Genomic DNA, 24,396 nt, shown 5'->3' with positions numbered 1-24,396 from the left:
GAGGGTGAGTCAGGCTCATCAGCAGAACCACCAGTCACATCATCACTGTCAGAGGGTGAGGCCGCGCCCCAGGGTGTCGAGCGCACGGGAGATGAACTCCAGGGGGTCCCCGGCCTGACCCTGGTCGACCCAGACCAGCAGGGCCTCCTGCATCGCCGAGAGGACCGCGGCGGTGACCACCCGCACCTCCAGGTCGTCCGGGGCGCGGCCGGTGCGCTCGGCCAGTACGCCGCACAGGATGCGGGCCGACTCCGCCATGCCCTCCCCGGAGCGGCCGCGCAGCGCCGGGACGTCGCGGATGAGCCGCATCCGCATGCGGAGTTCGGGGCTGTTGGGGCCGACGATGTTCTGCAGGCCCTCCAGCACCATGTGCCGGACGGACTCCAACGGCGGTTCACCGGCGGGGCGTTCCCGGATCAGGGTTTCCAGCAGCGGGTCGTACTCGTCGGTGAGCACGATGTCTTCCTTGGTGGGGAAGTAGCGGAAGACCGTGCTGGGGGAGACGTCGGCGGCCTCGGCGATCTGGTCGACGGGGGTCGCGTCGTACCCCTGCTTCTCGAAGAGCCGGTACGCGGCGTTGCGGATCGCCTGGCGAGTCTGGATCTTCTTCCGCTCGCGCAGCCCGAGCTTGGGCCCGGGCTGTGCGGCGGGTGACGTATGTGCTGAGGCCATGACGGCATTGTCAGGCATCGGCCGATTCCGGCACCACCTCGAGGCCGGGCGCGGCCGGTGCCTTGCGCGGGTCGGGGAGGAAGGTCACCACCAGCAGCAGGGTGACGAGGGCCGCCACCGCGCAGACGGTCAGGGCGAGGTCCATGCCGTGCAGGTAGGCGGAGTCGGCGGACCGGGTGAGGGCCGGATCGCCCAGCTTGCCGGCCACCGCGTGGGCGGCGGTCACCGAGTCCCCGGCGGTGCCGGCCGCGGCGGGCGGCAGGCCGGTGGTGTCGAGGCGGGAGGTGTAGGCGGTGGAGATCACGCTGCCGAGGATCGCCAGGCCGATGGCCCCGGAAACCTGGCGCAGGGTCAGCAGCAGCCCGGAGCCGCTGCCCGTGCGGTCCCGGGGCACGGCGCCCAGGGCACCGTCCATGGTCGGAATGAGGGAGAGGCCGAAACCGAAGCCGACCATGACCAGCCACAGGGCCGTCAGGCCATAGCCGTCGTGGACCCCGGTCTGCGCGCCGAGCAGTGCACCCGCCGCCAGCACGGCCAGTCCGCCGGCGATCACCGGGCGTGACCCCAGCCGGGCCAGTAGCGGGGTGCCGGCCCGGGCGGCGACCAGCATGCCGAGCGGCATGGGCGCCAGTCGCAGTCCGGTGCCCAGGGCGTCATTGCCCAGCACGGTCTGGAGGTAGGGGGGCACCACGAACATCAGGCCGGTGAGGCTGAACATCACGAGGGCGGCGACCACGGCGTTCCACAGGAAGCCCCGGTTGCGCAGCAGCACCAGGTCCAGCATGGGCCGCACCCTGCCCCGTTCACGGATCACCAGGAGGGTGATCACCACAATGGAGGCCGCGAGCATGCCCAGGACGAGCGGGGAGGTCCAGCCGCGCCGGGGGCCCTCGATGACGGCATAGACCAGGGCTGCCAGGCCCACGGCGGTGAGCCCGGTGGTGAGCACGTCGACCGTGGGGGCGGAGGGGTCGGTGGTCTCGGGGAGCAAGGTGAGGCAGGCGGTGATGGCGATGCCGATCAGGGGGACATTGATCAGGAAGACCGAGCCCCACCAGAAGTGGTTGAGCAGCAGGCCGCCGAGGATCGGGCCGAGCGGCATGCCGAGCGCGGAGGCGGCTGAGACCGCGCCCATGGCCTTGGTGCGCTCTTCGTTCGCGAAGAGGGTGGGCAGTACCGATATGGCCAGGGGCATGATCAGTGCGGCCCCCAGGCCCATCACCGCCCGGGCGGCGATGACGGTGCCGACGGTGTCGGCGAAGGTGCCCAGCAGCGAGCCGGCGAGGAAGACGAGGAGTCCGGCGACGAGCATGCGCCGGCGTCCGAAGCGGTCGCCGAGGAATCCGGCCGGGAGCATCAGGGCGGCGAAGACCAGCAGATAGGAGTCGGCGATCCACTGCAACCCGCTGGTGTCGGCGCCGAGTTGGGCGGACATGGTCGGCAGGGCGGTATTGAGGATGGTGCCGTCGAAGCCGAGGGTGAGCATGCAGGCGACGATCGCGCCCAGTGCCCACCAGCGGCGGGGATCGGGGCGGGGGTCGGTGAGGGGTTCGGCCATGACAGCGGCACCTTTCGGGAGTTCATGTCTTATGACAGTAGCTCTCAAAAGATTCATCCTGTCAACAGGGGGCGGGTGCGCTCCCCGGTCTTGACGGCACGCTGATTGTCAGTGGGGTGTGTGACGCTGTGTGCGGGGCAGGGTGCCGGTCAGTGAGAGATCGGAGGGGGATGCGTGATGAGTGCGGCCATGGTGAAGCTGCTGGCAGTGCTGGTCGCGGCGTTGTGTGTGGGGAGTTATGTGGTCGCGGGCGAGGCCGCGGTGCTGGCCGTGGTGTTGCCGAGCGTCGCCGGGCTGGCATGCAAAACGGCCGCGACCTCACGGCCGCGGCCACTGCGACGGGCTGTCCGGGCGCGGCGCGCGCCCCGCGCCTCAGGTGTGCGAATAGGCGACCAGCGAAATGCCCACATAGTGCACGGCGAACGCCGCCAGCGTCAGCGAGTGGAACACCTCGTGGAAGCCGAACCACCGAGGTGAGGGATTGGGGCGCTTGATCCCGTAGATCACGCCGCCCGCGCTGTAGAGCAGGCCGCCGACGATCACCAGGACGAGGACGGCGATCCCGCCCTTGCGCAGGAAGTCCGGGAGGAAGAAGACGGCCGCCCAGCCCATGGCGATATAGCAGGGGGTGTAGAGCCACCGTGGTGCACCGACCCAGAAGACCCGGAAGGCGATGCCGGCCGCCGCCGCGGCCCAGACCGCCCACAGCAGCAGCTGTCCGCGTCCGCCGGGGACCAGCAGCATGGTCAGCGGGGTGTAGGTGCCCGCGATGATCAGGAAGATGTTGGCGTGGTCGAGTCTGCGCAGCACTGCGTTGACGCGGGGGCTCCAGTTGCCCCGGTGGTAGAGCGCGCTGATGCCGAACAGCAGGCAGGCGGTGAGCATATAGACGGCGCAGGCGATCCGGCCCCGGGTGCTGTCGGCCAGGGCCGTGAGGAAGACGCCGGAGATCAGCACGGCGGGAAACATTCCGGCGTGCAGCCAGCCGCGCAGACGCGGCTTGAGCGGAGGGGAGAGCGGGGGCACGACGGCCGCGGCACCTGCGGGAGTTGTGGGGCCGACAGGCACTGCGTCAGGCGCGGGAGTCATACCGCTCATGCTACCTACGCCACCGTAGGTTACGGACCGGTATCACGTGGCGATGGTCACGGGAGCGCCCTCTGGACAGATCCTCAGTGGAGTCGGATGATCAAATGAGTGCGGGCGGCACCGGATGAGCGGACGGGAAGCGTCTGGGTCGCAGCCCCCAAGGGGCGTATGTGCAGAGACGGACCTTCGCTGCCTGGTCAGGCGCGGCGAAGAGACGTTCCACCCTCAACATGCGACGCCGGGCCCCAGCGGCCGCCGGCGGGACGGAGCGATCGTGGCGCGCGCAATTGCGGCTCCCACCACCCTCACCAACCACCAGGGGCTGATCTCCTGGGTCGAAGAGATTGCCGCCCTCACCCAGCCGGACCGGGTCGTCTGGTGCGACGGCTCGGAGTCCGAGTACGAGCGTCTGTGCGAGGAGCTCGTGGCCAAGGGCACCTTCAGAAAGCTCGATCCGATCAAGCGCCCCCACTCGTACTACGCGGCCTCCGACCCCAGCGATGTGGCGCGCGTCGAGGACCGCACCTTCATCTGCTCCGAGAAGGAGGAGGACGCGGGGCCGACCAACCACTGGAAGGCCCCGGCCGAGATGCGCGAGATCTTCGCGGGCCAGGGCGGCGAGGGCGGCATCTTCCGCGGCTCCATGCGCGGCCGCACCATGTATGTGGTGCCCTTCTGCATGGGCCCGCTCGGCTCCTCGCTGTCCGCCATCGGTGTCGAGATCACCGACTCCGCGTATGTCGCCGTCTCCATGCGCACCATGACCCGCATGGGCGCGGCCGTCCTCGACGAGCTGGGCTCCGACGGCTTCTTCGTCAAGGCCGTGCACACGCTCGGCGCCCCGCTCGCCGAGGGCCAGGCCGATGTCCCATGGCCCTGCAACGCCACCAAGTACATCTCGCACTTCCCCGAGGACCGCGAGATCTGGTCGTACGGCTCCGGCTACGGCGGCAACGCCCTGCTGGGCAAGAAGTGCTACGCCCTGCGCATCGCCTCCGTGATGGCCCGCGACGAGGGCTGGCTCGCCGAGCACATGCTCATCCTCAAGCTCACCCCGCCCCCCTCCGCCTCCGGCCGGGTCGAGCCCAAGTACGTGGCCGCCGCCTTCCCCTCCGCGTGCGGCAAGACCAACCTCGCCATGCTGGAGCCCACCGTCTCCGGCTGGACGGTGGAGACCATTGGCGACGACATCGCCTGGATGCGCTTCGGCGAGGACGGCCGGCTCTATGCGATCAACCCCGAGGCGGGCTTCTTCGGCGTCGCCCCCGGCACCGGCGAGCACACCAACGCCAATGCCATGAAGACCCTTTGGGGCAACTCCGTCTTCACCAATGTCGCCCTCACCGACGACGGCGATGTGTGGTGGGAGGGCATGACCGAGGAGCAGCCCGCCCATCTGACGGACTGGAAGGGCAACGACTGGACCCCGGCGAGCGACACCCCCGCCGCACACCCCAACGCCCGCTTCACCGTGCCCGCTTCGCAGTGCCCGATCATCGCGCCCGAGTGGGAGGACCCCAGGGGCGTGCCGATCTCGGCCATCCTCTTCGGCGGCCGCCGTGCCTCGGCGGTGCCACTGGTCACCGAGTCCTTCAGCTGGCAGCATGGCGTGTTCATCGGGGCCAATGTCGCCTCCGAGAAGACCGCCGCCGCCGAGGGCAAGGTCGGCGAGCTGCGCCGCGACCCGTTCGCCATGCTGCCGTTCTGCGGCTACAACATGGGCGACTACATGGGGCATTGGATCGGGATCGGCAAAAAGGCCGACCAGGCCAAGCTGCCCAGGATCTACTACGTCAACTGGTTCCGCAAGGACGCGGACGGCCGCTTCGTCTGGCCGGGCTTCGGCGAGAACAGCCGGGTGCTGAAGTGGATCGTCGAGCGCCTGGAGGGCACGGCGGAGGGCGTGGAGACCCCGATCGGCATCCTGCCGACCCGCTCCGCGCTGGACACCAAGGGCCTGGACATCCCCGAGGCCGACCTCGAGCTGCTGCTCACGGTCGACCGGGAGGTCTGGCGCGAGGAGGCGGCGCTGGTGCCCGAGCACCTCAACACCTTTGGTGACCACACCCCCAAGGAGCTGTGGGACGAGTACCGGGCGCTGGTCCAGCGTCTCGGCTGACGCCGCAGTGGGTGGGGGCGCGCCCCGGGCGCACCGTCATCCCCACCCACCGGCCGTGGTCAGCGCACTCCCAGCACGGCGCCGTGCGCCCGCAGCCGCTCGGCGGCGAGTGCCGCGCCGGCCTCGTCACCCCGCTGGGTGGCGACCACCAGCGCCTGCCCGGCCAGCATGTGGGCCCGCTGGTGCAGGGCGCGTGTGGTGCCGGTCCCGCCCGGTGCCGGTGCCGCCCGCAGCGGCGCCCGGCCGTCCAGCCGCAGCACCGTGTCGGCGAGCCGCCGCGCCGCCGAGTCCAGCTCGGCGGACGGGGCCAGCGCCCGCAGCTCATCCGTGACGGTGAGCAGCGCCGTGCAGTGCCCCGCCAGCCGGATGTCGAATTCCTCCTGGCGGGAGCGGTGCGGGCCGTGTGCCGCGCGGGTCGGCTCGGCCATGGTGTGGACCGACTTGCTGCGGATCGGTTCGTACATGGATGGCCTCCTGGAAATACCTCTGAAGGCCATCCTAACTTAGACATCGTCTAAAGTTGGCAAATGTTCAGTGCTGGCCGTAACCGTCCAGGAAGTTTCCGATCCGGGTCACCGCATCGGCCAGATCCTTGGTGTTCGGCAGAGTGACCAGTCGGAAGTGGTCCGGCTCCGGCCAGTTGAAGCCCGTGCCATGGACGACCATGATCTTCTCGGCGCGGAGCAGGTCCAGCACCATCTGCCGGTCGTCCTTGATCTTGTAGACCTTGGGGTCGAGCCGGGGGAAGGCGTAGAGCGCGCCCTTGGGCTTGACGCAGCTGACGCCCGGGATCCGGGTCAGCAGCTCGTGCGCCACGTCGCGCTGCTCCAGCAGCCGGCCACCGGGCAGCACCAGGTCGTTGATCGACTGCCGTCCGCCGAGGGCCGTGGCCACCGCATGCTGCGCGGGCATATTGGCGCACAGCCGCATGTTGGCGAGGATCGTCAGGCCCTCGATATAGCTGTCCGCGTGCGCCTTCGGGCCGCAGACCGCCAGCCAGCCGCTGCGGTAGCCCGCGACCCGGTAGGCCTTGGACAGGCCGTTGAAGGTGAGGGTCAGCAGATCGGGGGCGATGGCGGCGGTCGGGGTGTGGGTGACCCCGTCGTAGAGGATCTTGTCGTAGATCTCGTCGGAGCAGACGATCAGGTTGTGGCGGCGGGCGATCTCCGTCAGGCCGCGCAGCATCTCGTCGTCATAGACCGCACCCGTGGGGTTGTTGGGGTTGATGATGACGAGGGCCTTGGTGCGGTCGGTGACCTTGCGCTCGATGTCGGCGAGGTCCGGCAGCCAGTCCGACTGCTCGTCACAGCGGTAGTGCACGGCCGTGCCGCCCGCCAGCGAGACCGAAGCGGTCCACAGCGGATAGTCCGGCGCCGGGACCAGCACCTCGTCCCCATCGTCGAGCAGCGCCTGCATCGACATCTGGATCAGCTCCGAGACGCCGTTGCCCAGGTAGACGTCCTCGACGGAGAGCTCGATGCCCTTGGTCTCGTAGTGCTGCACCACCGCCCGCCGAGCGGAGAGCAGGCCCTTTGCGTCGCCATAGCCGTGTGCGTCGCCGACGTTGCGCAGCATGTCCTCGAGGATCTCCGGCGGGCACTCGAACCCGAAGATCGCCGGGTTGCCGGTGTTGAGCTTGAGGACGCGGTGACCTGCTGCTTCCAGCCGCGTGGCCTCCTCGAGCACCGGGCCACGGATCTCGTAGCAGACGTTGGCGAGTTTCGTTGACTGGATCACCTGCATGACCGCCACCATACGGGGACGCGCATCGGCATGCGCGCCGATTACCCCGCACCCGAGGCGCACCCGACACGCACCCAACAGGGCCTGTTCAGCCCGCCGGAAGCCGCCGCACGGTGCGCCCCGCCAGTACATCCGTACGCCGCCCGTCTTCCATCACAAAGCGTCCGGCAATCAGGACATAAGGAATGCCGGTCGGAAGCCTCCTGGGATCTTGGAATGTGGCACCGGCCGCCACCGTCCGGGGATCAAAGAGCACCAGGTCGGCCCGGTATCCCTCGCGGATCAGACCCCGGTCCGGCAGCCTCAGCCGTCCCGCCGGGCGGGACGTGAGATGCGCCACGCACTCTTCCAGCGACAGCACCCCCAGCTCCCGCGCATAGCGCCCCAGGTAGTGCGGAAAGGTGCCATAGGCGCGCGGATGTGGCTTGGCGCCGTGCAGGATGCCATCGCTGCCACCGGTGTGGGTTGGGTGCCGCATGATCGCGCGGACGTTCTCCTCATGCCCGACGTGGTGCAGGATCGTGGACCCCAGCCGGTCCTCGAGTAGCAGCCGCCGGGCGGTGTCCCACGGCTCCTCGCCGCGCTCCAGGGCCGCGCGGGCGACGGTCTTCCCCACATACCCCGCCAGCCGCTGGTCCGCCACCCCGGAGATCTCGATGGTGTCCCAGTCGACCGGCACCCCATGGCAGCCGTCCGCACCCACCACCTCCATGGCGTGCCGGATGCGCCCGGCCGCCTCCTCGTCGCGCAGCCGCGCCGGCACCGCCCGCGGCCCGCCCTCGCCCGCCCAGCTCGGCAGCAGCGCCACCAGCGTGGTACTGCCCGGAGTGTAGGGATAGCTGTCCAGCGTGAGATCGGCACCGGCCCGGAGCGCCGAGTCCAGCAGCCGCAGCAGCTCCGGGGCCCGCCCCCGGTTCTCCCCGAAGTTCAAGGTGGCATGGGCGAGATGCAGCGCACAGCCGGCCTCCCGCGCCACGGCGATCATCTCCCGGTACGCATCCAGCGCACCCGCCCCATACGAGCGGTGGTGGGGGCAGTAGTAGCCGCCGTACCGGGCCACCACCCGGCACAGCTCGGCCAGTTCGGCGTTGGTGGCATACATCCCGGGCGTATAGGTGAGCCCCGACGACAGCCCCACCGCCCCCTGCTCCAGCCCCTCGGCCACCAGCCGCCTCATCCGCTCCAGCTCGCCCGGGGTGGCCGGACGCCCCTCCCAGCCCACCACCAGCATCCGCACGGTGCCCTGCGGCACCAGATAGGCGGCATTGACGGCGATGCCCTCGCCGCCGAAGCCGTGGTCGAGACGGTCCAGATACTCCCCGACGCTGCGCCAGCCGAAATCGATGTCCCGCCCGTCGCCGTTCCATCCGGTGATCTGGGCCCGGACCTCGGCCAGGGTGCGGTCGTCCACGGGTGCGTACGACAGGCCGTCCTGGCCGATGACCTCCAGCGTCACGCCCTGGGCGGCCTTGGCCTCATGGCCGGGGTCGCGCAGCAGGGCCAGGTCGCTGTGCGCATGCATGTCGATGAAGCCGGGCGCCAGCGCCAGGCCCTGCGCGTCAAGTACCCGGCGCCCGGCGGGCCTTGGCCCGCCCTCCCGGGCGATGACGGCTATCCGGCCCTCGGCCAGCCCGACATCGGCCCGGTAGGACGGGCCGCCGGTGCCGTCGATGACGAGCACGTCACGGAGCACGGTGTCCATCGGCCGGCCCTCAGAAGAACGTCCGGAGGTAATCCGTGACCGTGCCGTCCCCGGCCGTCACCGGGATCAACTGCCATTTGTCAAAGGTCGTGCACGGGTGCGAAAGGCTCAGCCCCACCCAGTCCCCGACCTCCAGCTCGGCCCCCGCCGCGACCTCCACAAAGGTGTGCTGATCGCTGAGCGCGGTGACCCTCAGCCCGTGCGCCGGGCGGCGCAGCGACCCGTCCCGGGCCGAGCGCACCACCTGGACCTCGGGCAGATCGATGTCATAGGGCGCGTCCCGCTTGCCCGCGTTGAGGAATGCCCGTCCCGGCTCCGGGCGCGATACGCACTGCGCCCACAGCCGGAACGCGGACCGCAGCTCACCCTGTTCGGGGTGCCGGTTGAAGGGGGTCTTGCGGTGGTAGTGCCCGTCGTCATGGGTGACATAAGCGCCGGAGCGCAACAGCTTGAGCACCGGCGCGGACAACGGCACAAGCTCCGCGAACACCTCGGCGACCGCGTCGAACCAGGCACTGCCCCCCGCGCTGACCACAATCTCCCCGAGCCCCTCGAAGCGCCCCGCCCGGTCGAACGAGACGGCCAGCCCGGTGAGTTGGCGCAGCCAGGCGCGGACCCGGGCGTCGTCCGCGTCCGGCACCTCGCCCTCGTACCCGGCGACACCGACCAGCCGCAGGGTGTCCGCGGCCGCCACCACATCGGCGACCGCCGCGCCCTCGGCCTCGGTCCGTACGCCGGTGCGCCCGCCCCGCACGCCCAGTTCGACGACGACCTCCAGGGGGCGGACGGCCCCGGCCTCGCGCAGCGCGGCATCCATCAGCTCGACGCCGCGCACCGAGTCCACATAGGCGATGACGCGGAAGCCGGGGTCGGCGGCCAGCTCGCCCGCGAGCCAGCGCAGCGCCGCCGCGTCCACCAGCTCATTGGCGAGGAAGACCCGCGGCACGCCGAAGGCGCGGCAGACGCGCACCTGGCTGGGGACGGCGGCGGTGATGCCCCAGGCGCCGTGCGCCAGTTGGCGCTCGAAGAGCTGGGGGGCGAGCGAGGTCTTGCCGTGCGGAGCGAAGGCCAGGCCGTGCTCGGCGGCCCAGCGCTCCATCACGGCGAGGTTGTGGTCGAGCGCCTCGCCGGAGAGGGCGAGCACGGGGGTGGTGAAGCCGCCGGTGAACAGGCAGCGACGCTCGGCGGCCAGCGCGCCGATGGCCAGGCCCGCCGCATCCGGGGGCAGTCCCTTGAACCGGTGGTCGACCCGGTCCTGGGCGAGACGGGCGACGGGGTCGTCGGCTGCCATGCGGTCTCCAGAGACAGTAGGGTTGCGGCATGTGCAACATTCGTTGCGTATAACGCTTGTTGCTGTCTAACATCCCGCCAAGCGCCGGGTCAACGGTGCAACAGCACCCCAGGTGAGGAGCGAGAGGCCCCGTGACCGCAGCCGACGTGGATGTCACCTGCCTCGGCGAAACGATGGTCGCCTTCCGTCCTACCAGTCCAGGTCCCCTCGCGGAGGTGCCCGGCTTCGCCCGTGGCATCGGCGGCGCCGAGTCCAATGTCGCCTGTGCCCTGGCCCGTTGCGGCCACCGCACCCGCTGGATCGGCCGGGTGGGAACCGATGGCTTTGGCACCCATGTGGTGGAGACCATCGCCTCCCATGGCGTGGACACCTCAGCCGTGCAGCGCGACCCGCACCGGCCGACCGGCATCTACTTCCGTACCGCCGGCGAGCGCGCCACCACCGCCGAACCCGCCGGCACGCACGCCGAGGTCGTCTACTACCGGGCCGGGTCGGCGGCCTCGGCCATGTCCCCGGAGCTCATCGACCGCGACACCGTCTGGTCCACCCGCATCCTCCACCTCACCGGTATCACCCCCGCCCTCTCTCCGGGCTGCCTCGCCCTCACCCGCGCACTGACCGCCCCCGCCGGCCGCCGGCCCCCGCTGGTCTCCTTCGACGTCAACTACCGTGTCAGCCTGTGGCACAACGCCCCCGAAGGCCCCACCGTCCTCGCCGAACTCGCCCGCCGCAGCGACATCGTCTTCGTCGGCGAGGACGAGGCCGAGGCGGCCTGGGGCCTGCGGGGCGCCGCCGCCATCCGGGCCGCCCTGCCCGAACCCGGCACTCTCGTGGTCAAACGGGGCGCGGCCGGTGCCACCATGTTTTTGAGAGACGCAGTTTCGAGAGACAGGGATTTGAGAGACGCGGTCACGAGAGACGCGGTCACGAGAGGCATGGTCACGAGAGCCAGCAGAGACAACGCCACCACAGATGCCCCCGACGATGACATCACCTCCCAACCCGCCCCCGCCGTGGAAGTGGTGGCACCCGTCGGCGCCGGCGACGCCTTCGCCGCCGGATTCCTCTCCGCCACCCTGCGCGGACTGCCCCCCGCCGGGCGGCTCCGGCACGGCCATCTGATGGCCGCCGCCGCCCTCACCGCACCGGGCGACCTCGCCGACCCACCCGACCGCGCCCACGCCGACCGGCTGGCCGCACTCGACGACACCGCCTGGGGCAGACTGCGACTCGGCCCCGGCTGGACGACCCCGGCCGAACACCCGGCAGACACCAGAATGGTTCCCCGATGAGTCAGACCGTCGACCGAGCGCTCAGCATCCTGCCGCTGCTCGCCGAAGGCCCCGCCAACCTCGAACAGGTCGCCACCCGCCTGGGCGTCCACAAGTCGACCGCCCTGCGCCTGCTGCGCACCCTGCATGAACACGGCATGGTCTACCGCCAGCAGGACCAGCGCTACCGCCTCGGCGCCCGTCTGTTCGCGCTCGCCCAGCAGGCTGTCGAGAGCCTGGACGTACGGGAGATCGCCCACCCCCACCTGGTCGCCCTCAACGAACAGTGCGGACACACCGTCCACCTCGCCGTGTACGAGGCGAACGAGGTCCTCTACCTCGACAAGGTCGACAGCCGCTACCCGGTACGGATGTACTCCCGCATCGGCAAGCCCGTCGCCATCACCGTGGCCGCCGTCGCCAAACTGCTGCTCGCCGATCTCCCCGGCCCCGAGCGCATCGCCCTCGCCGAGCGGCTCGACTACCCGGCCTACACGCCCCGTTCGACCCCCCATGCCACCGCCTTCCTGCATGAGCTGGCGGCCGTCCGCGAACAGGGCTGGGCCACCGACTTCGGCGGCCATGAGGAGTCCATCAACTGCATCGGCGCCCCCATCCACGGCACCGACGGCCGGGTGGTGGCCGCCTGCTCCCTCTCCGCACCCAATGTCGTCGTCACCTCCGACGAACTCCTCGAACTCCTCCCGCTGTTGCGCCGCACGGCACAGAGCATCAGCGCGGAGTACTCCGGAATCACTCCACCCGCAAAGGCCAAGCCATGACCCAGAAGACCGCCATCACCCCGCCCACCCACGCCGCCCCGCCCGCCAAGTTCTCCCACGGAGTGCGCAAGGGCAACATCTTCCAGGTCGCCGGACAGGTCGGCTTCCTGCCCGCCGTCGAGGGCCAGGCCCCCGTTGTCGCCGGGCCGACCCTGCGTGAACAGACCCTGCAGACCCTCGCCAATGTCCGGGCGGTGCTCGAGGAGGGCGGCGCAAGCTGGGAGGACGTGGTCATGCTGCGCGTCTACCTCACCGACACCGGCCACTTCGCCGAGTTCAACGAGATCTGGAACGACTGCTTCGCCGGCCTTGAGCAGGCCCCGGCGGCCCGCACCACGGTCTATGTCGGCCTGCCCGCGGGCCTGCTGGTGGAGATCGACGCCCTGGCGGTCCTCGGCTGAGCCGCGGTGCCCGGCCCGGCCGTTCGCCCGGGTGAACGGCCGCGCCATGCGCACCTGAAACAAGCCAACTTCCTCTCCGCAACCGACGGTTCATTGCCGCACGGCCGTACCGGCCCCAACAATGCACACGTCAAAACGGATGCTCTTCCGTCTGGAGAGGACGACCCCCCATGAAGAGACCGCTTCTCGGTGTGCTCACCACGCTGCTGTTCGCCGGGGCCACCCTGGCCGGTGCCGCCACCTCCGCAACGGCCGCCCCACCGGCCAAGGCCCCGCAGGCCAAGGTGAAGGCCGTCGACTTCGCCGGCACCGTCGCGCTCAGCAACTGCTCCGGCTCGCTGATACGCATGCCGAGTTCGGCCGACAACGACCCCGCGCTCGTCATGACCAACGGCCACTGTCTGGAGACCGGCATGCCGGGCGCCGGCGAGGTCATCACCGACCAGCCCTCCTCCCGCACCTTCAGCCTGCTCAACTCCAGCGCGGGCAAGGTCGCCACGCTGCATGCGACCAAGGTCTCGTACGCCACGATGACCGACACCGATGTCACGCTCTATGAGCTGAACACCAGCTACGCGCAGATCAAGCAGAGCTCCGGCATCGACGCGCTGAACCTCTCGGCCGACCACCCGACCGCCGGTACCGCCATCAATGTGGTCTCCGGCTACTGGAAGAAGATTTACTCCTGCAATGTCGATGGCTTTGTCTACCGGCTCCGCGAGGGCGACTGGACCTGGAAGGACTCGCTCCGCTACACCTCGCCCTGCGACATCATCGGCGGGACCTCCGGTTCGCCGGTCGTCGATGCGAACACCGGCAAGGTGGTCGCCATCAACAACACCAAGAACGAGAACGGCGAGCAGTGCACGGTCAACAACCCGTGTGAGGTCGACGAGAACGGTCGGACGACCATCAACCCGGGGATCGGCTATGCCGAGGAAACCTATGGCATCACCCAGTGCGTGGGCACCGGCAACAAGATCGACCTGAGCCTGCCGGGCTGCACCCTGCCCAAGCCGGCCGGTTGGGACGACGGCAGCTGAGTGCGCCGCGGGGCAGGGAAAGCCGCGGGGCAGGGGAACCCGCCCCTGCCCCATCCTTCCACCCTCTCTCCGGGGCAAGTCCCTTGACGAGCCATCAGCGGCAACTGCCGCTCGGTCAACGGCAGATCCCCGACGGGTGGTATGCCGCGGAACATGCCGTTCAGGATCCCGGCGCCGGGCAGTATGAAGCCACGGCCGAGGGGCGGCCGCAGCCCGAGCGAACGGGGAAGGCAACGTGCCGATGGGGCTTGGCAAGCGCCGAAGCGACGACCGGGGAGCGGCCACCGCGGGATATGCGGGAGTGATCCCAATGGTTCTGGTGGCACTGGCGGTGGTCTGGCAGTGCGTGCTGGTCGGCTATACCTACTCGCTCGCCGGCCATGCGGCGGACAAGGGCGCGCGGGCCGCCGCGACCGGGCGGGACTGCCGGGCGGCCGTGCTGTCGGACCTGCCGGACGCCTGGCCGGGCGAGCCGCGGTGCAGGAGGGAGGGCGAGGTGTACCGGGCGAGCGTGACGCTCAGGGTCCCGCTGATCCTGCCCGGTGCCATCACCTGGCCGTGGCCGGTGCGCAGTTCGTATGGAGTGATGCGTGAGGACTGAGTGACGCCCCGGCGCTCGGTGACCGGTTCGAAGCGGGGCGGACTGCCGTGAAGGGGCTGTTCTCAGCCGCCGCATTCGTGGATAAAGTGCGGAGGCGCCAGCGCTGGGCAGTATCGATCTGCGGCCGTCGGAGCCCCTGCGGCCGGAGTGGACGGGGAAGCCGACGTGCCGATTGCGATAGCGGTCACCAGCCCCGATCTGGTGCTTGCCGCCGGCGACGGCCCCACGCCCCATGCGGCCGTCCTCCAGCCCCCCGAGACACAGTCGCTGGAGACGGCGGTCACCCAGGCGGCGATCCTGCTCGACCAGTGCGGGTTTCTGGTCGTCATCTACCCCGACTCCCTGCCCGCCCGCTATGTCCGCAGGCTGCACACCATCCGGGCGGTCCTGGAGAGCGACCGGGTCGCCCTGCTGCCCATCGCCCTCCCGCCGCTGGCGGTGGCCGTACTGGCCCGCCAGTTACGCCAGTTGTCGGTGTCCGATCTGAGCCCGGGGGTGCTCGCCTCGGCCGCCCGGCTGCTGGCCCACTACATCTACGCCGGCGCCCAGCTGGCGAGCGTGGCCCGGCTGGACCGGGTGGCGGTCGGCCTCGGCCCCCACCTGACCTCCCTGCTGCCCGGAGTCCGCTTCGGGGTCCTGGTCAATCCGGCCCGCAGCCTGGTCCGCCTCGGCGGCGGCGAGCCGCCCGGCGGCCCCGCCTTCCCGACCCGGCTGACCGTCGCCCGCACCAAGCCCCGCAGGGGCGAGGACTGGGTGCTGGACACCATCGCCCCCGGCTGGCGGGTCCAAGGGGTCCAGGAGGTCTCTCCGCTGCCCGCCGAGTCCACCCGCTGGTGGGGCACCCACCGCGCCGTCGAGTTCGCGGCCGCCATCCCCGACCCGTCCATCCTCTACCACCTGATCGCCTCCGTGCGGAGGGAATGCTGTCGCTGGTGCGGGCTTGAACTCATCGGCGACCGCTGCGGGTTCTGCTCCGCGCCCCTGCTCCCCGCCGAGCCGCCGCCCGACGGGGCCCGGCTGTTGCCCCCCGGGAGTGTCCGGCCGCACCACCCCGCTCATCGCACACACCCGTGAACGAGGTAGTCCGCACTGATGAATTCACGCCAGCGCCGCGGTGTCATCCTGCTGCTCGTGTCGGTCCTCTGCGCCATCGGCGCTTTCGCCGGGGTCCTCGCGGTGATCGATGACGTCGACTCCAAGGTGGGACCCGAGACCACGGCCTATGAACTCAAGTCGGACATCCCCGCATACCAGGCCCTGGACGCCGATCAGTTCAAGCAGGTGTCCATGCCCAAGCGCTGGCTGCCCAGGACCGCCGTGACCAACCTCGGGGACATCACCGGGAAGATCGCGGTCAACCCGCTGCGCCAGGGTTCGCTGCTGCAGGCCGACATGATGGCCGACCGCCCGGCGCTCAGGCCGGGCCAGCAGGAGATCGCGATCATGATCGATGCGTCCACCGGCGTGGCCGGGAAGATCACACCCGGGGCCTCGGTCAACATCTATGCGACGTTTCCGGCCGAGGGCAGCGGCGGCCAGCCGCGCTCCAAGGTGATCGTCAGCAATGCCAAGGTCATCGACGTCGGAAAGCTCACCGCGCTGCAGCCCAGACAGGGTGACTCGGCGCAGGGCCGTGAGGCGGTGCCGATCACCTTCGCGCTGGAGACCCTGGACGCCCAACGCGTCGCCTATGCCGAGTCCTTCGCCTCCCATGTGCGCCTGGCGCTGGTCGCGCCGGGCGGCGGGAGCCCGGTCCCGCCGAGTCAGCGGGACTACACCTTGAACGGTGACAAGTGAGGTGACGGATGGCCACCAGAATCCTTCCGGCCGTCGGTGACGCGGACGCCGCCCGGTCGGTGACGGCGCTGCTGAGCCAGCTCCCGGACGCCGAACCCGGCCACCCGGTGGGCAACTCGACCACCCTGCTGGACACCCTCGCCCGGCTCGCCGCCGACACGGTCACCGACCTGCCGGAGGTCATCCTCGTCCATGAGCGCATCGGCCCCCTCCCCGCCCTGGAGCTGGTGCGCGAGGTGGCGCTGCGCTTCCCGGCGGCCGGGGTGATCCTGATGACCGCGGACACCAGCCCCGCGCTGTTCTCCGCCGCCATGGACGCGGGCGCCCGCGGCCTGGTGGGACTCCCGCTCTCCTACGACGAGTTGGTGGCCCGGGTGCGTGCCACCGCCAACTGGGCCACCGGAGTGCGCAAGCACCTGAGCGCCGAAGTGGACATCCCCAGCGGCCCCGGCGGCACCGTGGTCACGGTCACCGGCGCCAAGGGCGGAGTGGGCACCTCGGTCATCGGCATCCAACTGGCGCTGGCCGCCCGGGCCGCGGGCCACCCCGTGGCGCTGGTCGACCTGGACCTGCAGGGCGGCGACATCGCCTCCTACCTGGACGTCCGGTTCCGCCGCTCGGTCGCCGACCTGGCCGAGATCCACGACATCTCGCCCCGGGTGCTCCAGGACGTGGTCTTCAACCATGAGACCGGACTGGGCCTGGTCCTGGCCCCCGGCGACGGCGAGCGCGCCGAGGAGGTCGGCGAGCGGACCTCCCGCCAGCTCATCAGCGCCCTCCGCGGCCGCTACCAGGTGGTGGTCGTGGACTGCGGCACCCAGCTGACCGGGGCCAATGCCGCCGCGATCGAAATGGCCGACCTCGCCACCCTGGTCCTCACCCCGGACGTGGTGGCCGTCCGGGCCGCCAAGCGGACGGTGCGGATGTGGGAGCGCCTCAAGGTCCGCAAGGCCGAGGACACCCTGGCGGTTGTCAACCGGGCCGCTCGCGGCACCGAGATCCAGCCGCCGCTGGTCCAGCGCATCGTCGGTACCCGGGTGGCCCGCACCACCATCCCCGCGCACTTCAAGGACCTGCAGCCGGTGGTGGATTCGGGCCGCCTGCAGGACCTGGACAACCGCAGCGCCGTCAAGCAGGCGATGTGGGGCCTGGCGGGCGAACTCGGCCTGGCCGGCGGGGGCACCGCGGCGCACGCCGCGGCCCGCGGCGGCAGGCGCGCGCTGTACCGGGGCGGTGCCCGCGGACGCGGCCGCCCGGGCGCCGGGCCGGCCGGGTGGGCCGAGCGGTGAAGTCACCGACTGCGCCCACCCGTTCCGACCGGGGGCAGACCTCCGTCGAGTTCCTCGGCCTGCTACCGCTGATCATCCTGGTGCTGGCGGTCCTGTGGGAATGCGTGCTGGCCGGATACGCCTACACCCTGGCCGGGGACGCGGCCGACCGGGGAGCCCACCGGGGAGCGGTATCGGGCGATGACGGGGCCTGCCGGGCGGCGGCCCTGGCGAGCCTTCCGGATGCCTGGCAGGGCGGCCCGGACATCAACTGCGGGAACAACGGCCCCGATCTCTACCGGGCCACGGTGCGGCTGGAGGTCCCGGTGCTCTTCCCGGGGCTGGCCGGCTTCCCCGTCCGGGTCCGGGGCGAGGCATCGGCGGCGAGGGAGCGATGAGCCATGGCCCAACGCACCGGGCGAGGCGAACGAGGGCAGACCACGGTCGAGTTCATCGGCATGATCCCCATCCTGATCCTGGTCGGCCTGGCCCTGATCCAGCTCGGCCTGGTGGCGTACTCCGCCGAGCAGGCCGGGACGGGCGCCCGGGCCGCGGCCCGGGCAGTGGCCCGCGACGCCGGGGCCGACGCGGACGTGGTGGCCAGGGCGGCGATGAGCGACTGGGTGGCGAGGCAGGCGCACAGCGGATCGACGCCGGGCAGCGGCGAGGTCACGGTACGGACCGAGGTGGACGTCCCCTCCCTCTTCGGCGTCCACCTGGGCACCGTCACCAGAACCGTCACCATGCCCCGCGACCCGAGCGGCAATTGACCAGGGAGCCCCGACGATGAGCCTCAAGGCGCGCATCAACGTCCCCGACGCCGCCCGGGGGGAACACGAGGAGAACCACCTGGTCGCGGTCTACCGCGCCAAGCTCCTCGAGGAGATCGACCTCGCCGAGATGTCCTCGCTGGCCGCCGCCGAGCGCCGGGCCCGGCTGGAGCGCGTACTGGGCCACATCATCAGCCGCGAGGGCCCGGTGCTCTCCACCCATGAGCGCTCCATGCTCATCCGCCGGGTGGTGGACGAAGCCCTGGGCCTGGGCATTCTGGAACCGCTCCTCGAGGACGCCTCCATCACCGAGATCATGGTGAACGGACCGGACCAGATCTTCGTCGAACGGGCCGGCCGGGTCGAGCAGTTGCCGATCCGCTTCGCCTCCGACGAGCAGCTGATGCAGACCATCGAGCGCATCGTCTCCACCGTCAACCGCCGGGTCGACGAGTCCAACCCCATGGTGGACGCCCGGCTGCCGTCCGGAGAGCGGGTCAATGTCATCATCCCGCCGCTGGCCCTCTCCGGTGCGACGCTCACCATCCGCCGCTTCCCCCGCGCCTACACCCTCCATGAGCTGATCGGCCTGGGCTCGCTGGACGAGCGGATGCTGATGCTGCTGTCCGCCCTGGTCCGCGCCAAGTTCAATGTGATCGTCTCCGGGGCCACCGGCGCCGGGAAGACCACCCTGCTCAACGCCCTCTCCGGACTGATCCCGGAGAGCGAGCGCATCATCACCATCGAGGACTCGGCGGAACTCCGACTCCAGCAGAGGCATGTCATCACCCTGGAAGCCCGGCCTCCCAACGTCGAGGGCAAGGGCCAGATCACCATTCGCGACCTGGTCCGCAACTCCCTCCGGATGCGCCCCGACCGCATCGTGGTCGGCGAGGTCCGCGGCGGTGAGACGCTCGACATGCTCCAGGCCATGTCCACCGGCCATGACGGCTCGCTGGCCACCGTGCACGCCAACAGCGCCGAGGACGCCCTGATGCGGCTGCAGACCCTCGCCTCGATGTCCGAGGTCGAGATCCCCTTCGCGGCTCTCAAGGACCAGATCAACAGCGCGGTCGACGTGATCGTCCAACTGACCCGGCACGCCGACGGCTCCCGCAAGGTCAGCGAGATCGCGATCCTCTCCTCGCGCGGCCGCGAGGACTACCGCATCGCCACCGTCTGCCGGTTCGACGCCTGGCCGCTCGGCGCCGACGGGCTGGTGCACGGCGCCTTCGCCTGCTTCCCGCTCCCGCAGCGAGTCGCCGAACGGCTCCACCTCAAGAACGAGCCGGTCCCGCCCGCCTTCGGCGTGGCGGCGGCCGAGGACCAACTCGCCACCCGACAAGCCCGATAGAAGGCCCCACGGACATGGACAAGACCGCGTTGCTGACCCTCGGCGCCACGCTGTTGTGCTGTGTGTGCGCCATCGCGGGGGTGCATGCGTACACCTCGGGCCGGGCCCGGAGCGCGGCCCTGGTCGACCGGCTCAGCGAGCCGGGCGGGCACCGGACCGGCCGCCGCCGCTCCTTCCGCGCGATCGACCGGCGGATCCGCAGGACGACCCTGGGAAAGAAGCTCGAACACCGGTTGGCGGCCACCGGACTCACTCTCACCCCCGGCGAATTCTTCGTCTATATGCTGGGCGCCGTCATCGGCCTCTGGGTGATCGCCGGAATCACGCTGGCCCCGTTCTTCGGCCCGATCGCCGCACTGGCCGCACTCTGGGGCGCGTTCGCCTTCCTGAACTGGCAGCGCCAGAAGCGCAATGAGCGGTTTATGAACCAGCTCCCCGAGCTCTCCCGAGTGGTCGCCAATGCCACCCAGGCCGGGCTCTCCCTCCGTACCGCCCTGGCCATGGCCGCCGAGGAACTCGAGAACCCCGCGGGCGAGGAACTGTCCGGAGTCGCCGACCGGCTGGCCCTGGGCCACACCCTGGAGGACGCCCTGGACGAACTGGCCAACCGGCTCCCGTCCCGGGAACTGGCAGTACTGGTCACCACCCTGGTGCTGTCCAACAAGGCGGGCGGCACCGTGGTCAGCTCGCTGCGCAACCTCACCACCACCCTCGAGGAACGCAAGGAGACCCGCCGCGAGGTCCGCACCCAGCTGGTCCAGGTGACGGCCACCGCCTATCTGGTGCCCGGCATGGGCCTGGGCGCCCTGCTGCTGATGGACCGCATCTGGCCGGGCGCCCTGGACCGGATCACGAGTTCGGTGCTGGGACAGCTGGCGGTGATCACCTCCATCGGCCTCTACGCGGTGGGCTTCTTCCTGGTCCGCCGGCTTGGCAAGATCGACATCTGAGGGGCCACCGATGGGAATCCTGCTCGCACTCGGCATGGGACTGTCCGTCCTCGGCGCCTGCTACGGCCTCCACCTCTACCGGGCCGACGCCAAGCTGCCCCCCGACCTCGCCGTCGCCCTGGAGGTGGGCGCCACCCGCACCAGCGCCGCCGGTTCGCTCATCGACCGGCTGGGCATGCGGTACGCACCCATGGTGCTGCGGATGATGGGCCCCACAAGGATCAACAAGGTCCGCAAGCGGATAGACCGAGCGGGCAACCCCGGTGGCCTCACCATCGACCGCTATGCCGCCCGCCGCTTCGTCTACGGCTTCACCGGCGGCCTCGGCGCGCTGGTGATGCTCGTCAGCGGGCAGCCCATCCTGGCACTCCTGATGCTGGCCTTCGCCGCGTTCTGGGTCGAGGTCGGCATCTGGTCGGCCGTCCGCGCCCGCAAGGACGCGATCGAGCGCACCCTGCCCGACTTCCTCGACGTCCTGGCCGTGGTCGTCTCGGCCGGCCTCGGCTTCCGGCAGGCCCTGGACCGGACGGCGGAGAAATACGCGGGCCCCTGGGCCGATGAACTGCGCATCACCCTGCGCCAGATGGACATGGGGGTCAGCCGCCGGGAGGCCTTCGACGACCTGCGCAAGCGCAATGACTCCGAACAGGTCGCCATGTTCGTCACCGCACTGCAGCAGGGGGAGGAACTGGGCACCCCCATCGTCGACACCCTGATCGCCATCGCCAACGACATGCGGCGCACCGACGCCCAGAACGCCCGGCGCAAGGCCGCCAAGGCCGTGCCCAAGGCCACCACCATCGTCACCATGATCATGGTCCCGGCCACCCTGCTGCTGATCGGCACGACCATGTTCCTCGGCTCCGGCCTCGTCGAATGACCGAGGCCGGCGGCGCCACGGCACCGGCGCTCAGAATCCAGCTCAGCGCCCTCCAGGCGCTGTGCAGACAGGTCTTCGGATTCCGCCTGGCCATGATCGCCCTCGCCACCCCCTTCGCCCTGCACGCCGTCCGGCGGGGCTGGCCCACCGTACTGGTCGGGGCCGCCGTCCTGTTCACCTTCATGGGATCCTATGTCCTCATAAGAGACTGGGAACGCTTCGGCCCCCTGCTGCTCCAACACCCCGCACTGCTGGGACTCGACACCCTCTTCGGGGCGCTGCTGCTCTTCACCGCCACCCCGGACAGCCCCCTGAGCTATGTCACCATCTGCACCCCCCTGCTGGCCGGGCTCGTCTACGGCTGGCGCGGTGCGGGCTTCTTCGCCTCCCTCACCCTGCTGATCGTCGCCCTGGCCTACCTGGGCAACCGCCACCTCGACATCACCCTGGCCGGATCCACCCTGCTGCCCGGCGTCTGCGTCCTGGCCGGGGCCGTCGGCGTCACCCTGCGCGGCCTGGTCCTCCGCTTCGGTACGGCCAGCGAGGCGCTGACCGAGACCCGCTCCCGGCTCGCGGCCAATGAGGCGGTCGATGCCGAACGCGCCCGACTGGCCCGGGAGATGCACGATTCGGTGACCAAGACCCTGTACGGCCTGGCCCTGGCGGCCGACGGCCTGGCCCGCTCGACGGACCGCATGGACCCACAACAGGTGAGGCGCCAGGCCGAGCTGGTGGCCGGCTGCGCCCGCCGCGCGGCCGCCGAGTCCCGGGACATGCTGTCCGGCCTCAGACGCGAATCCGACCCGCCGGGGGGAGTGTCCCTCGCCGCCGAACTCGCCTCCGCCACCCACGATTTCACCCGGCGCGCCGGACTTCCCGCGACCTACTGCCCACTGGGCCAGGCCCCCGTCCCGCCCGTCCCGCGCCCTGTCGCCCAGCACATCCTGGCCATCGCCGCGGAGGCGATGGAAAACGCCCACCGCCATGCCCACACCTCAGCTGTCGAGGTGGCCGCGGGTGTTGTCGACGGCACACTGCGCATCAGCATCCGCGACGACGGGCGCGGCCTGCCGCCCGGCATCAGCCTGGACGAGCTCAAACAGGCCGGACACTTCGGCCTGTTGGGCATGGTCGAACGCGCCGAGCGCATCGGCGCACGGATCCGCATCGGCAAGGGGTGGGCCGGTGAAGGCACCGAGGTCCGCCTGGACCTCCCGCTCGCATCGTACGACCGAAGACACCGCTGACTCCTGACTCTCCTGACGCTCCTGACTCTCCGATCGGAAAGGAGGCCACACCATGCAGGCTCCCGGACTCCGCATCGTCATCGCGGACGACAACCCCGTCGTACGGGCCGGACTCATCGCCCTGCTCTCCGGCCGCACGGACCTGGAGGTCGTCGCGGAAGCGGCGGACGGCCAACAGGCCTACGAGGCCGTGCGCTTGCACCTCCCCGACGTCATCCTGCTGGATGTGCGAATGCCGGGCGTGGACGGTCTCTCCGTGCTGCCGTCCCTGGTCCGTCTGACCACGGTGATGATGCTGACGTATAGCCGCGAGGCGGAGGTTGTACGCGAGGCGCTGCGCCTGGGCGCCGGGGGCTATCTGGTCCATGGCGAGTTCACCGCGGACGAGCTTCTGGCCGCCGTGCGCCATGTCAGGGAGGGCCGCGCCCACCTCACCACGACGGCCGCCACGGTCCTGCTCGCCCAGCTGCGCGGTTTAACCACTGATGCCACTGCAAATCGCACAGCAATGCGCAGTGAGCAGGCGTCGGCGCTCACTGAGGCGAGCAGATTTCCGAAGCCGCCGGGCTCTTTGCTTTCGCAAGTCGATCTGGCACAGTCGGAGTTCAAGCCCGCGCCGCAACGCGGCGGCGGCTCCGCCCGGTGCCCATTGAGCCGTCGGGAGGTGGAGGTGATGGAGCTGATTGCGTCGGGGATGAGCAATGCGCAGATCGCTGCGACATGCTTCATCAGCGAAAAGACCGTCAAGAACCACATCAACCGCATCTTCACCAAGCTGGGGGCCGGGAGCCGCAGCCAGGCCATCGCGATGTGGCTGGGTACGGCGTGGTGGGGGGTCGGGTAGCCGTGAACCGACCGCGAAAGCCCGGCACTTGGGCCCCGAGTTGGGCCCGCGGGCCCAAGCCGGGGAGTCGCCTCCCGGCCTACGTTTCTCCTGCTGCTGGGAAGGGAGAAGCGCATGAGCGACAGGCTGTTGAAGACGGCGGTCGAGACCAAGGTCCACGTCAACTCGTGGCTCGACAGCCGCATCGAGCGGCTGGCCGGCCGGGAGGGGGCCAGGGGGCAGACCGCGGCGGAGTACATCGGCATGATCGTGGTGGTGGTCGCGATCATGGCGGCGCTCGCAAAGTTCACGGACATCGGGGATGCCATCAAGAACAAACTCGTCGCTGCCATCAACAAGATCGCGACCTGATTGGCTTGACCTTACGACAGCGCGGCGAGGCAGGGCAGGCGCTCCCCATCTTCATTACGGCGGTGGCAGGTCTGCTCTTCCTCGCATTTGCGTTTTTCGCGGTCGGACAGGCCACCGCCTCCCGCAACCGTGCCCAATCCGCGGCGGATGCGGCCGCTCTCGCAGCAGTGCAAGACGCCGGATTCCAACTCCGTTCAAAACTGGTCGACTCGGTCATCAGCCCTGCGACATGGCCGGATCTGATCAGCGGCAAGGGGTTCGAGACGCCGGGGGCCTGTGACGCAGCCAAACGGTTCGCGAACCGAAATGAGGCCGAGGTGACCACCGACGGCGGCTGTCGTCCGCTTGCCGACGGACGTATGGGATTCACCGTTACGGTGCGAACGCAGAAGACCATCGGAAGCTCGGTGATTCCCGGAACCGAGAACAAGCGCACCGGAGCCACGGCAAGCGCGATCATCGCGCCAAAGTGCGCCTTGCTGCCGGACAAGAAGGCGCTGCTCAAGCTGAGGTGCTCCGATGGCAGGGATTGGGAGATCGACCCCAAGAATCCGGATCATGCAAGGAACTTCCCCAAGGTGACGGACCTGTTCACTGTGCGACTCACAGGCTGAGTGCGCCCCGACCGCGTGGAAATCGAGTAGAGGACAGCAGCAATGAGTA

25 protein-coding genes are annotated in these 24,396 nt (G+C 70.2%); 18 read left to right on the top strand and 7 right to left on the bottom strand.

Annotated elements, in window-relative coordinates:
- Positions 1-48 precede the first annotated feature (48 nt).
- The 3 genes from ABCR83_RS06385 to trhA all read right to left on the bottom strand — a co-directional run bounded on the left by ABCR83_RS06385 (position 49) and on the right by trhA (position 3,319).
- Positions 49-672 carry a TetR/AcrR family transcriptional regulator gene (locus tag ABCR83_RS06385; RefSeq protein ID WP_462693814.1) on the bottom strand — a complete coding sequence of 208 codons (624 nt, stop codon included), beginning with the start codon at positions 670-672 and terminating at the stop codon, positions 49-51.
- Positions 673-682: 10 nt separating this feature from the next.
- Positions 683-2,230: an MFS transporter gene (locus tag ABCR83_RS06380; RefSeq protein WP_462693813.1), complete on the bottom strand. Its 1,548-nt coding sequence runs from the start codon at positions 2,228-2,230 to the stop codon at positions 683-685.
- Positions 2,231-2,602: 372 nt separating this feature from the next.
- Positions 2,603-3,319: a PAQR family membrane homeostasis protein TrhA gene (gene trhA / locus ABCR83_RS06375; RefSeq protein ID WP_462693812.1), complete on the bottom strand. Its 717-nt coding sequence runs from the start codon at positions 3,317-3,319 to the stop codon at positions 2,603-2,605.
- A gap of 274 nt (positions 3,320-3,593) precedes the next feature.
- On the opposite strand from trhA, the gene ABCR83_RS06370 reads away from it, so the two are divergent.
- A complete protein-coding gene (locus ABCR83_RS06370) occupies positions 3,594-5,438 on the top strand; it encodes a phosphoenolpyruvate carboxykinase (GTP) (RefSeq protein WP_462693811.1) in 1,845 nt (614 codons plus the stop codon).
- Between the two features lie 59 nt (positions 5,439-5,497).
- On the opposite strand, the gene ABCR83_RS06365 is transcribed toward ABCR83_RS06370, so the two are convergent.
- The 4 genes from ABCR83_RS06365 to ABCR83_RS06350 form a co-directional block, all read right to left on the bottom strand.
- The gene (locus tag ABCR83_RS06365) at positions 5,498-5,902 is read right to left on the bottom strand and encodes an SCO4983 family protein (protein ID WP_462693810.1); all 405 of its coding nucleotides are present in this window, start codon (positions 5,900-5,902) and stop codon (positions 5,498-5,500) included.
- A 67-nt stretch (positions 5,903-5,969) separates the two neighbouring features.
- A complete protein-coding gene (locus ABCR83_RS06360; protein WP_462693809.1) occupies positions 5,970-7,181 on the bottom strand; it encodes a pyridoxal phosphate-dependent aminotransferase in 1,212 nt (403 codons plus the stop codon).
- Positions 7,182-7,269: 88 nt separating this feature from the next.
- On the bottom strand, positions 7,270-8,883 hold the full coding sequence (locus ABCR83_RS06355) for an N-acyl-D-amino-acid deacylase family protein (protein WP_462693808.1): 1,614 nt from the start codon (positions 8,881-8,883) through the stop codon (positions 7,270-7,272).
- A 10-nt stretch (positions 8,884-8,893) separates the two neighbouring features.
- The gene (locus ABCR83_RS06350; RefSeq protein ID WP_462693807.1) at positions 8,894-10,174 is read right to left on the bottom strand and encodes an amino acid deaminase; all 1,281 of its coding nucleotides are present in this window, start codon (positions 10,172-10,174) and stop codon (positions 8,894-8,896) included.
- A gap of 173 nt (positions 10,175-10,347) precedes the next feature.
- Here ABCR83_RS06350 and ABCR83_RS06345 point away from each other — a divergent pair, with 173 nt between their 5' ends.
- The 17 genes from ABCR83_RS06345 to ABCR83_RS06265 all read left to right on the top strand — a co-directional run bounded on the left by ABCR83_RS06345 (position 10,348) and on the right by ABCR83_RS06265 (position 24,347).
- Positions 10,348-11,466, top strand: coding sequence for a sugar kinase (locus ABCR83_RS06345; RefSeq protein ID WP_462693819.1), 1,119 nt, complete (start codon positions 10,348-10,350; stop codon positions 11,464-11,466).
- The gene (locus tag ABCR83_RS06340) at positions 11,463-12,227 is read left to right on the top strand and encodes an IclR family transcriptional regulator (protein ID WP_462693806.1); all 765 of its coding nucleotides are present in this window, start codon (positions 11,463-11,465) and stop codon (positions 12,225-12,227) included. Before ABCR83_RS06345 ends, ABCR83_RS06340 begins: the two co-directional genes overlap by 4 nt.
- A complete protein-coding gene (locus ABCR83_RS06335) occupies positions 12,224-12,628 on the top strand; it encodes a RidA family protein (RefSeq protein WP_462693805.1) in 405 nt (134 codons plus the stop codon). The genes ABCR83_RS06340 and ABCR83_RS06335 overlap by 4 nt, the downstream gene beginning before the upstream one ends.
- Before the next feature lie 170 nt (positions 12,629-12,798).
- A complete protein-coding gene (locus tag ABCR83_RS06330) occupies positions 12,799-13,671 on the top strand; it encodes a trypsin-like serine peptidase (RefSeq protein WP_462693804.1) in 873 nt (290 codons plus the stop codon).
- Between the two features lie 301 nt (positions 13,672-13,972).
- On the top strand, positions 13,973-14,272 hold the full coding sequence (locus ABCR83_RS06325; protein WP_462693803.1) for a pilus assembly protein: 300 nt from the start codon (positions 13,973-13,975) through the stop codon (positions 14,270-14,272).
- A gap of 165 nt (positions 14,273-14,437) precedes the next feature.
- Positions 14,438-15,346 carry a hypothetical protein gene (locus tag ABCR83_RS06320; RefSeq protein WP_462693802.1) on the top strand — a complete coding sequence of 303 codons (909 nt, stop codon included), beginning with the start codon at positions 14,438-14,440 and terminating at the stop codon, positions 15,344-15,346.
- A gap of 18 nt (positions 15,347-15,364) precedes the next feature.
- On the top strand, positions 15,365-16,069 hold the full coding sequence (gene cpaB, locus ABCR83_RS06315; protein ID WP_462693801.1) for a Flp pilus assembly protein CpaB: 705 nt from the start codon (positions 15,365-15,367) through the stop codon (positions 16,067-16,069).
- A gap of 8 nt (positions 16,070-16,077) precedes the next feature.
- On the top strand, positions 16,078-17,358 hold the full coding sequence (locus ABCR83_RS06310; protein WP_462693800.1) for an AAA family ATPase: 1,281 nt from the start codon (positions 16,078-16,080) through the stop codon (positions 17,356-17,358).
- Positions 17,355-17,735 carry a TadE/TadG family type IV pilus assembly protein gene (locus ABCR83_RS06305; protein ID WP_462693799.1) on the top strand — a complete coding sequence of 127 codons (381 nt, stop codon included), beginning with the start codon at positions 17,355-17,357 and terminating at the stop codon, positions 17,733-17,735. The genes ABCR83_RS06310 and ABCR83_RS06305 overlap by 4 nt, the downstream gene beginning before the upstream one ends.
- A 3-nt stretch (positions 17,736-17,738) precedes the next feature.
- Positions 17,739-18,107 (top strand): TadE/TadG family type IV pilus assembly protein, encoded by a 369-nt coding sequence (locus tag ABCR83_RS06300; RefSeq protein ID WP_462693798.1) that lies wholly within the window; start codon positions 17,739-17,741, stop codon positions 18,105-18,107.
- Positions 18,108-18,123: 16 nt separating this feature from the next.
- On the top strand, positions 18,124-19,461 hold the full coding sequence (locus tag ABCR83_RS06295) for a CpaF family protein (RefSeq protein WP_462693797.1): 1,338 nt from the start codon (positions 18,124-18,126) through the stop codon (positions 19,459-19,461).
- Positions 19,462-19,475: 14 nt separating this feature from the next.
- Positions 19,476-20,411 (top strand): type II secretion system F family protein, encoded by a 936-nt coding sequence (locus ABCR83_RS06290; protein WP_462693796.1) that lies wholly within the window; start codon positions 19,476-19,478, stop codon positions 20,409-20,411.
- 10 nt (positions 20,412-20,421) lie between these two features.
- Positions 20,422-21,291: a DUF5936 domain-containing protein gene (locus tag ABCR83_RS06285; protein WP_462693795.1), complete on the top strand. Its 870-nt coding sequence runs from the start codon at positions 20,422-20,424 to the stop codon at positions 21,289-21,291.
- The gene (locus ABCR83_RS06280; protein WP_462693794.1) at positions 21,288-22,538 is read left to right on the top strand and encodes a sensor histidine kinase; all 1,251 of its coding nucleotides are present in this window, start codon (positions 21,288-21,290) and stop codon (positions 22,536-22,538) included. The genes ABCR83_RS06285 and ABCR83_RS06280 overlap by 4 nt, the downstream gene beginning before the upstream one ends.
- A gap of 52 nt (positions 22,539-22,590) precedes the next feature.
- Positions 22,591-23,382, top strand: coding sequence for a LuxR C-terminal-related transcriptional regulator (locus ABCR83_RS06275; RefSeq protein WP_462693793.1), 792 nt, complete (start codon positions 22,591-22,593; stop codon positions 23,380-23,382).
- Positions 23,383-23,496: 114 nt separating this feature from the next.
- The gene (locus ABCR83_RS06270; protein ID WP_462693792.1) at positions 23,497-23,733 is read left to right on the top strand and encodes a hypothetical protein; all 237 of its coding nucleotides are present in this window, start codon (positions 23,497-23,499) and stop codon (positions 23,731-23,733) included.
- A 5-nt stretch (positions 23,734-23,738) separates the two neighbouring features.
- The gene (locus tag ABCR83_RS06265) at positions 23,739-24,347 is read left to right on the top strand and encodes a pilus assembly protein TadG-related protein (protein ID WP_462693791.1); all 609 of its coding nucleotides are present in this window, start codon (positions 23,739-23,741) and stop codon (positions 24,345-24,347) included.
- Positions 24,348-24,396: the final 49 nt, after the last annotated feature.

The sequence above is a fragment of the Streptomyces xingningensis genome (assembly GCF_054957865.1).
The sequence above is the reverse complement of the archived record's forward strand: the minus strand, read 5'-3'. Positions and strand labels throughout refer to the sequence as shown.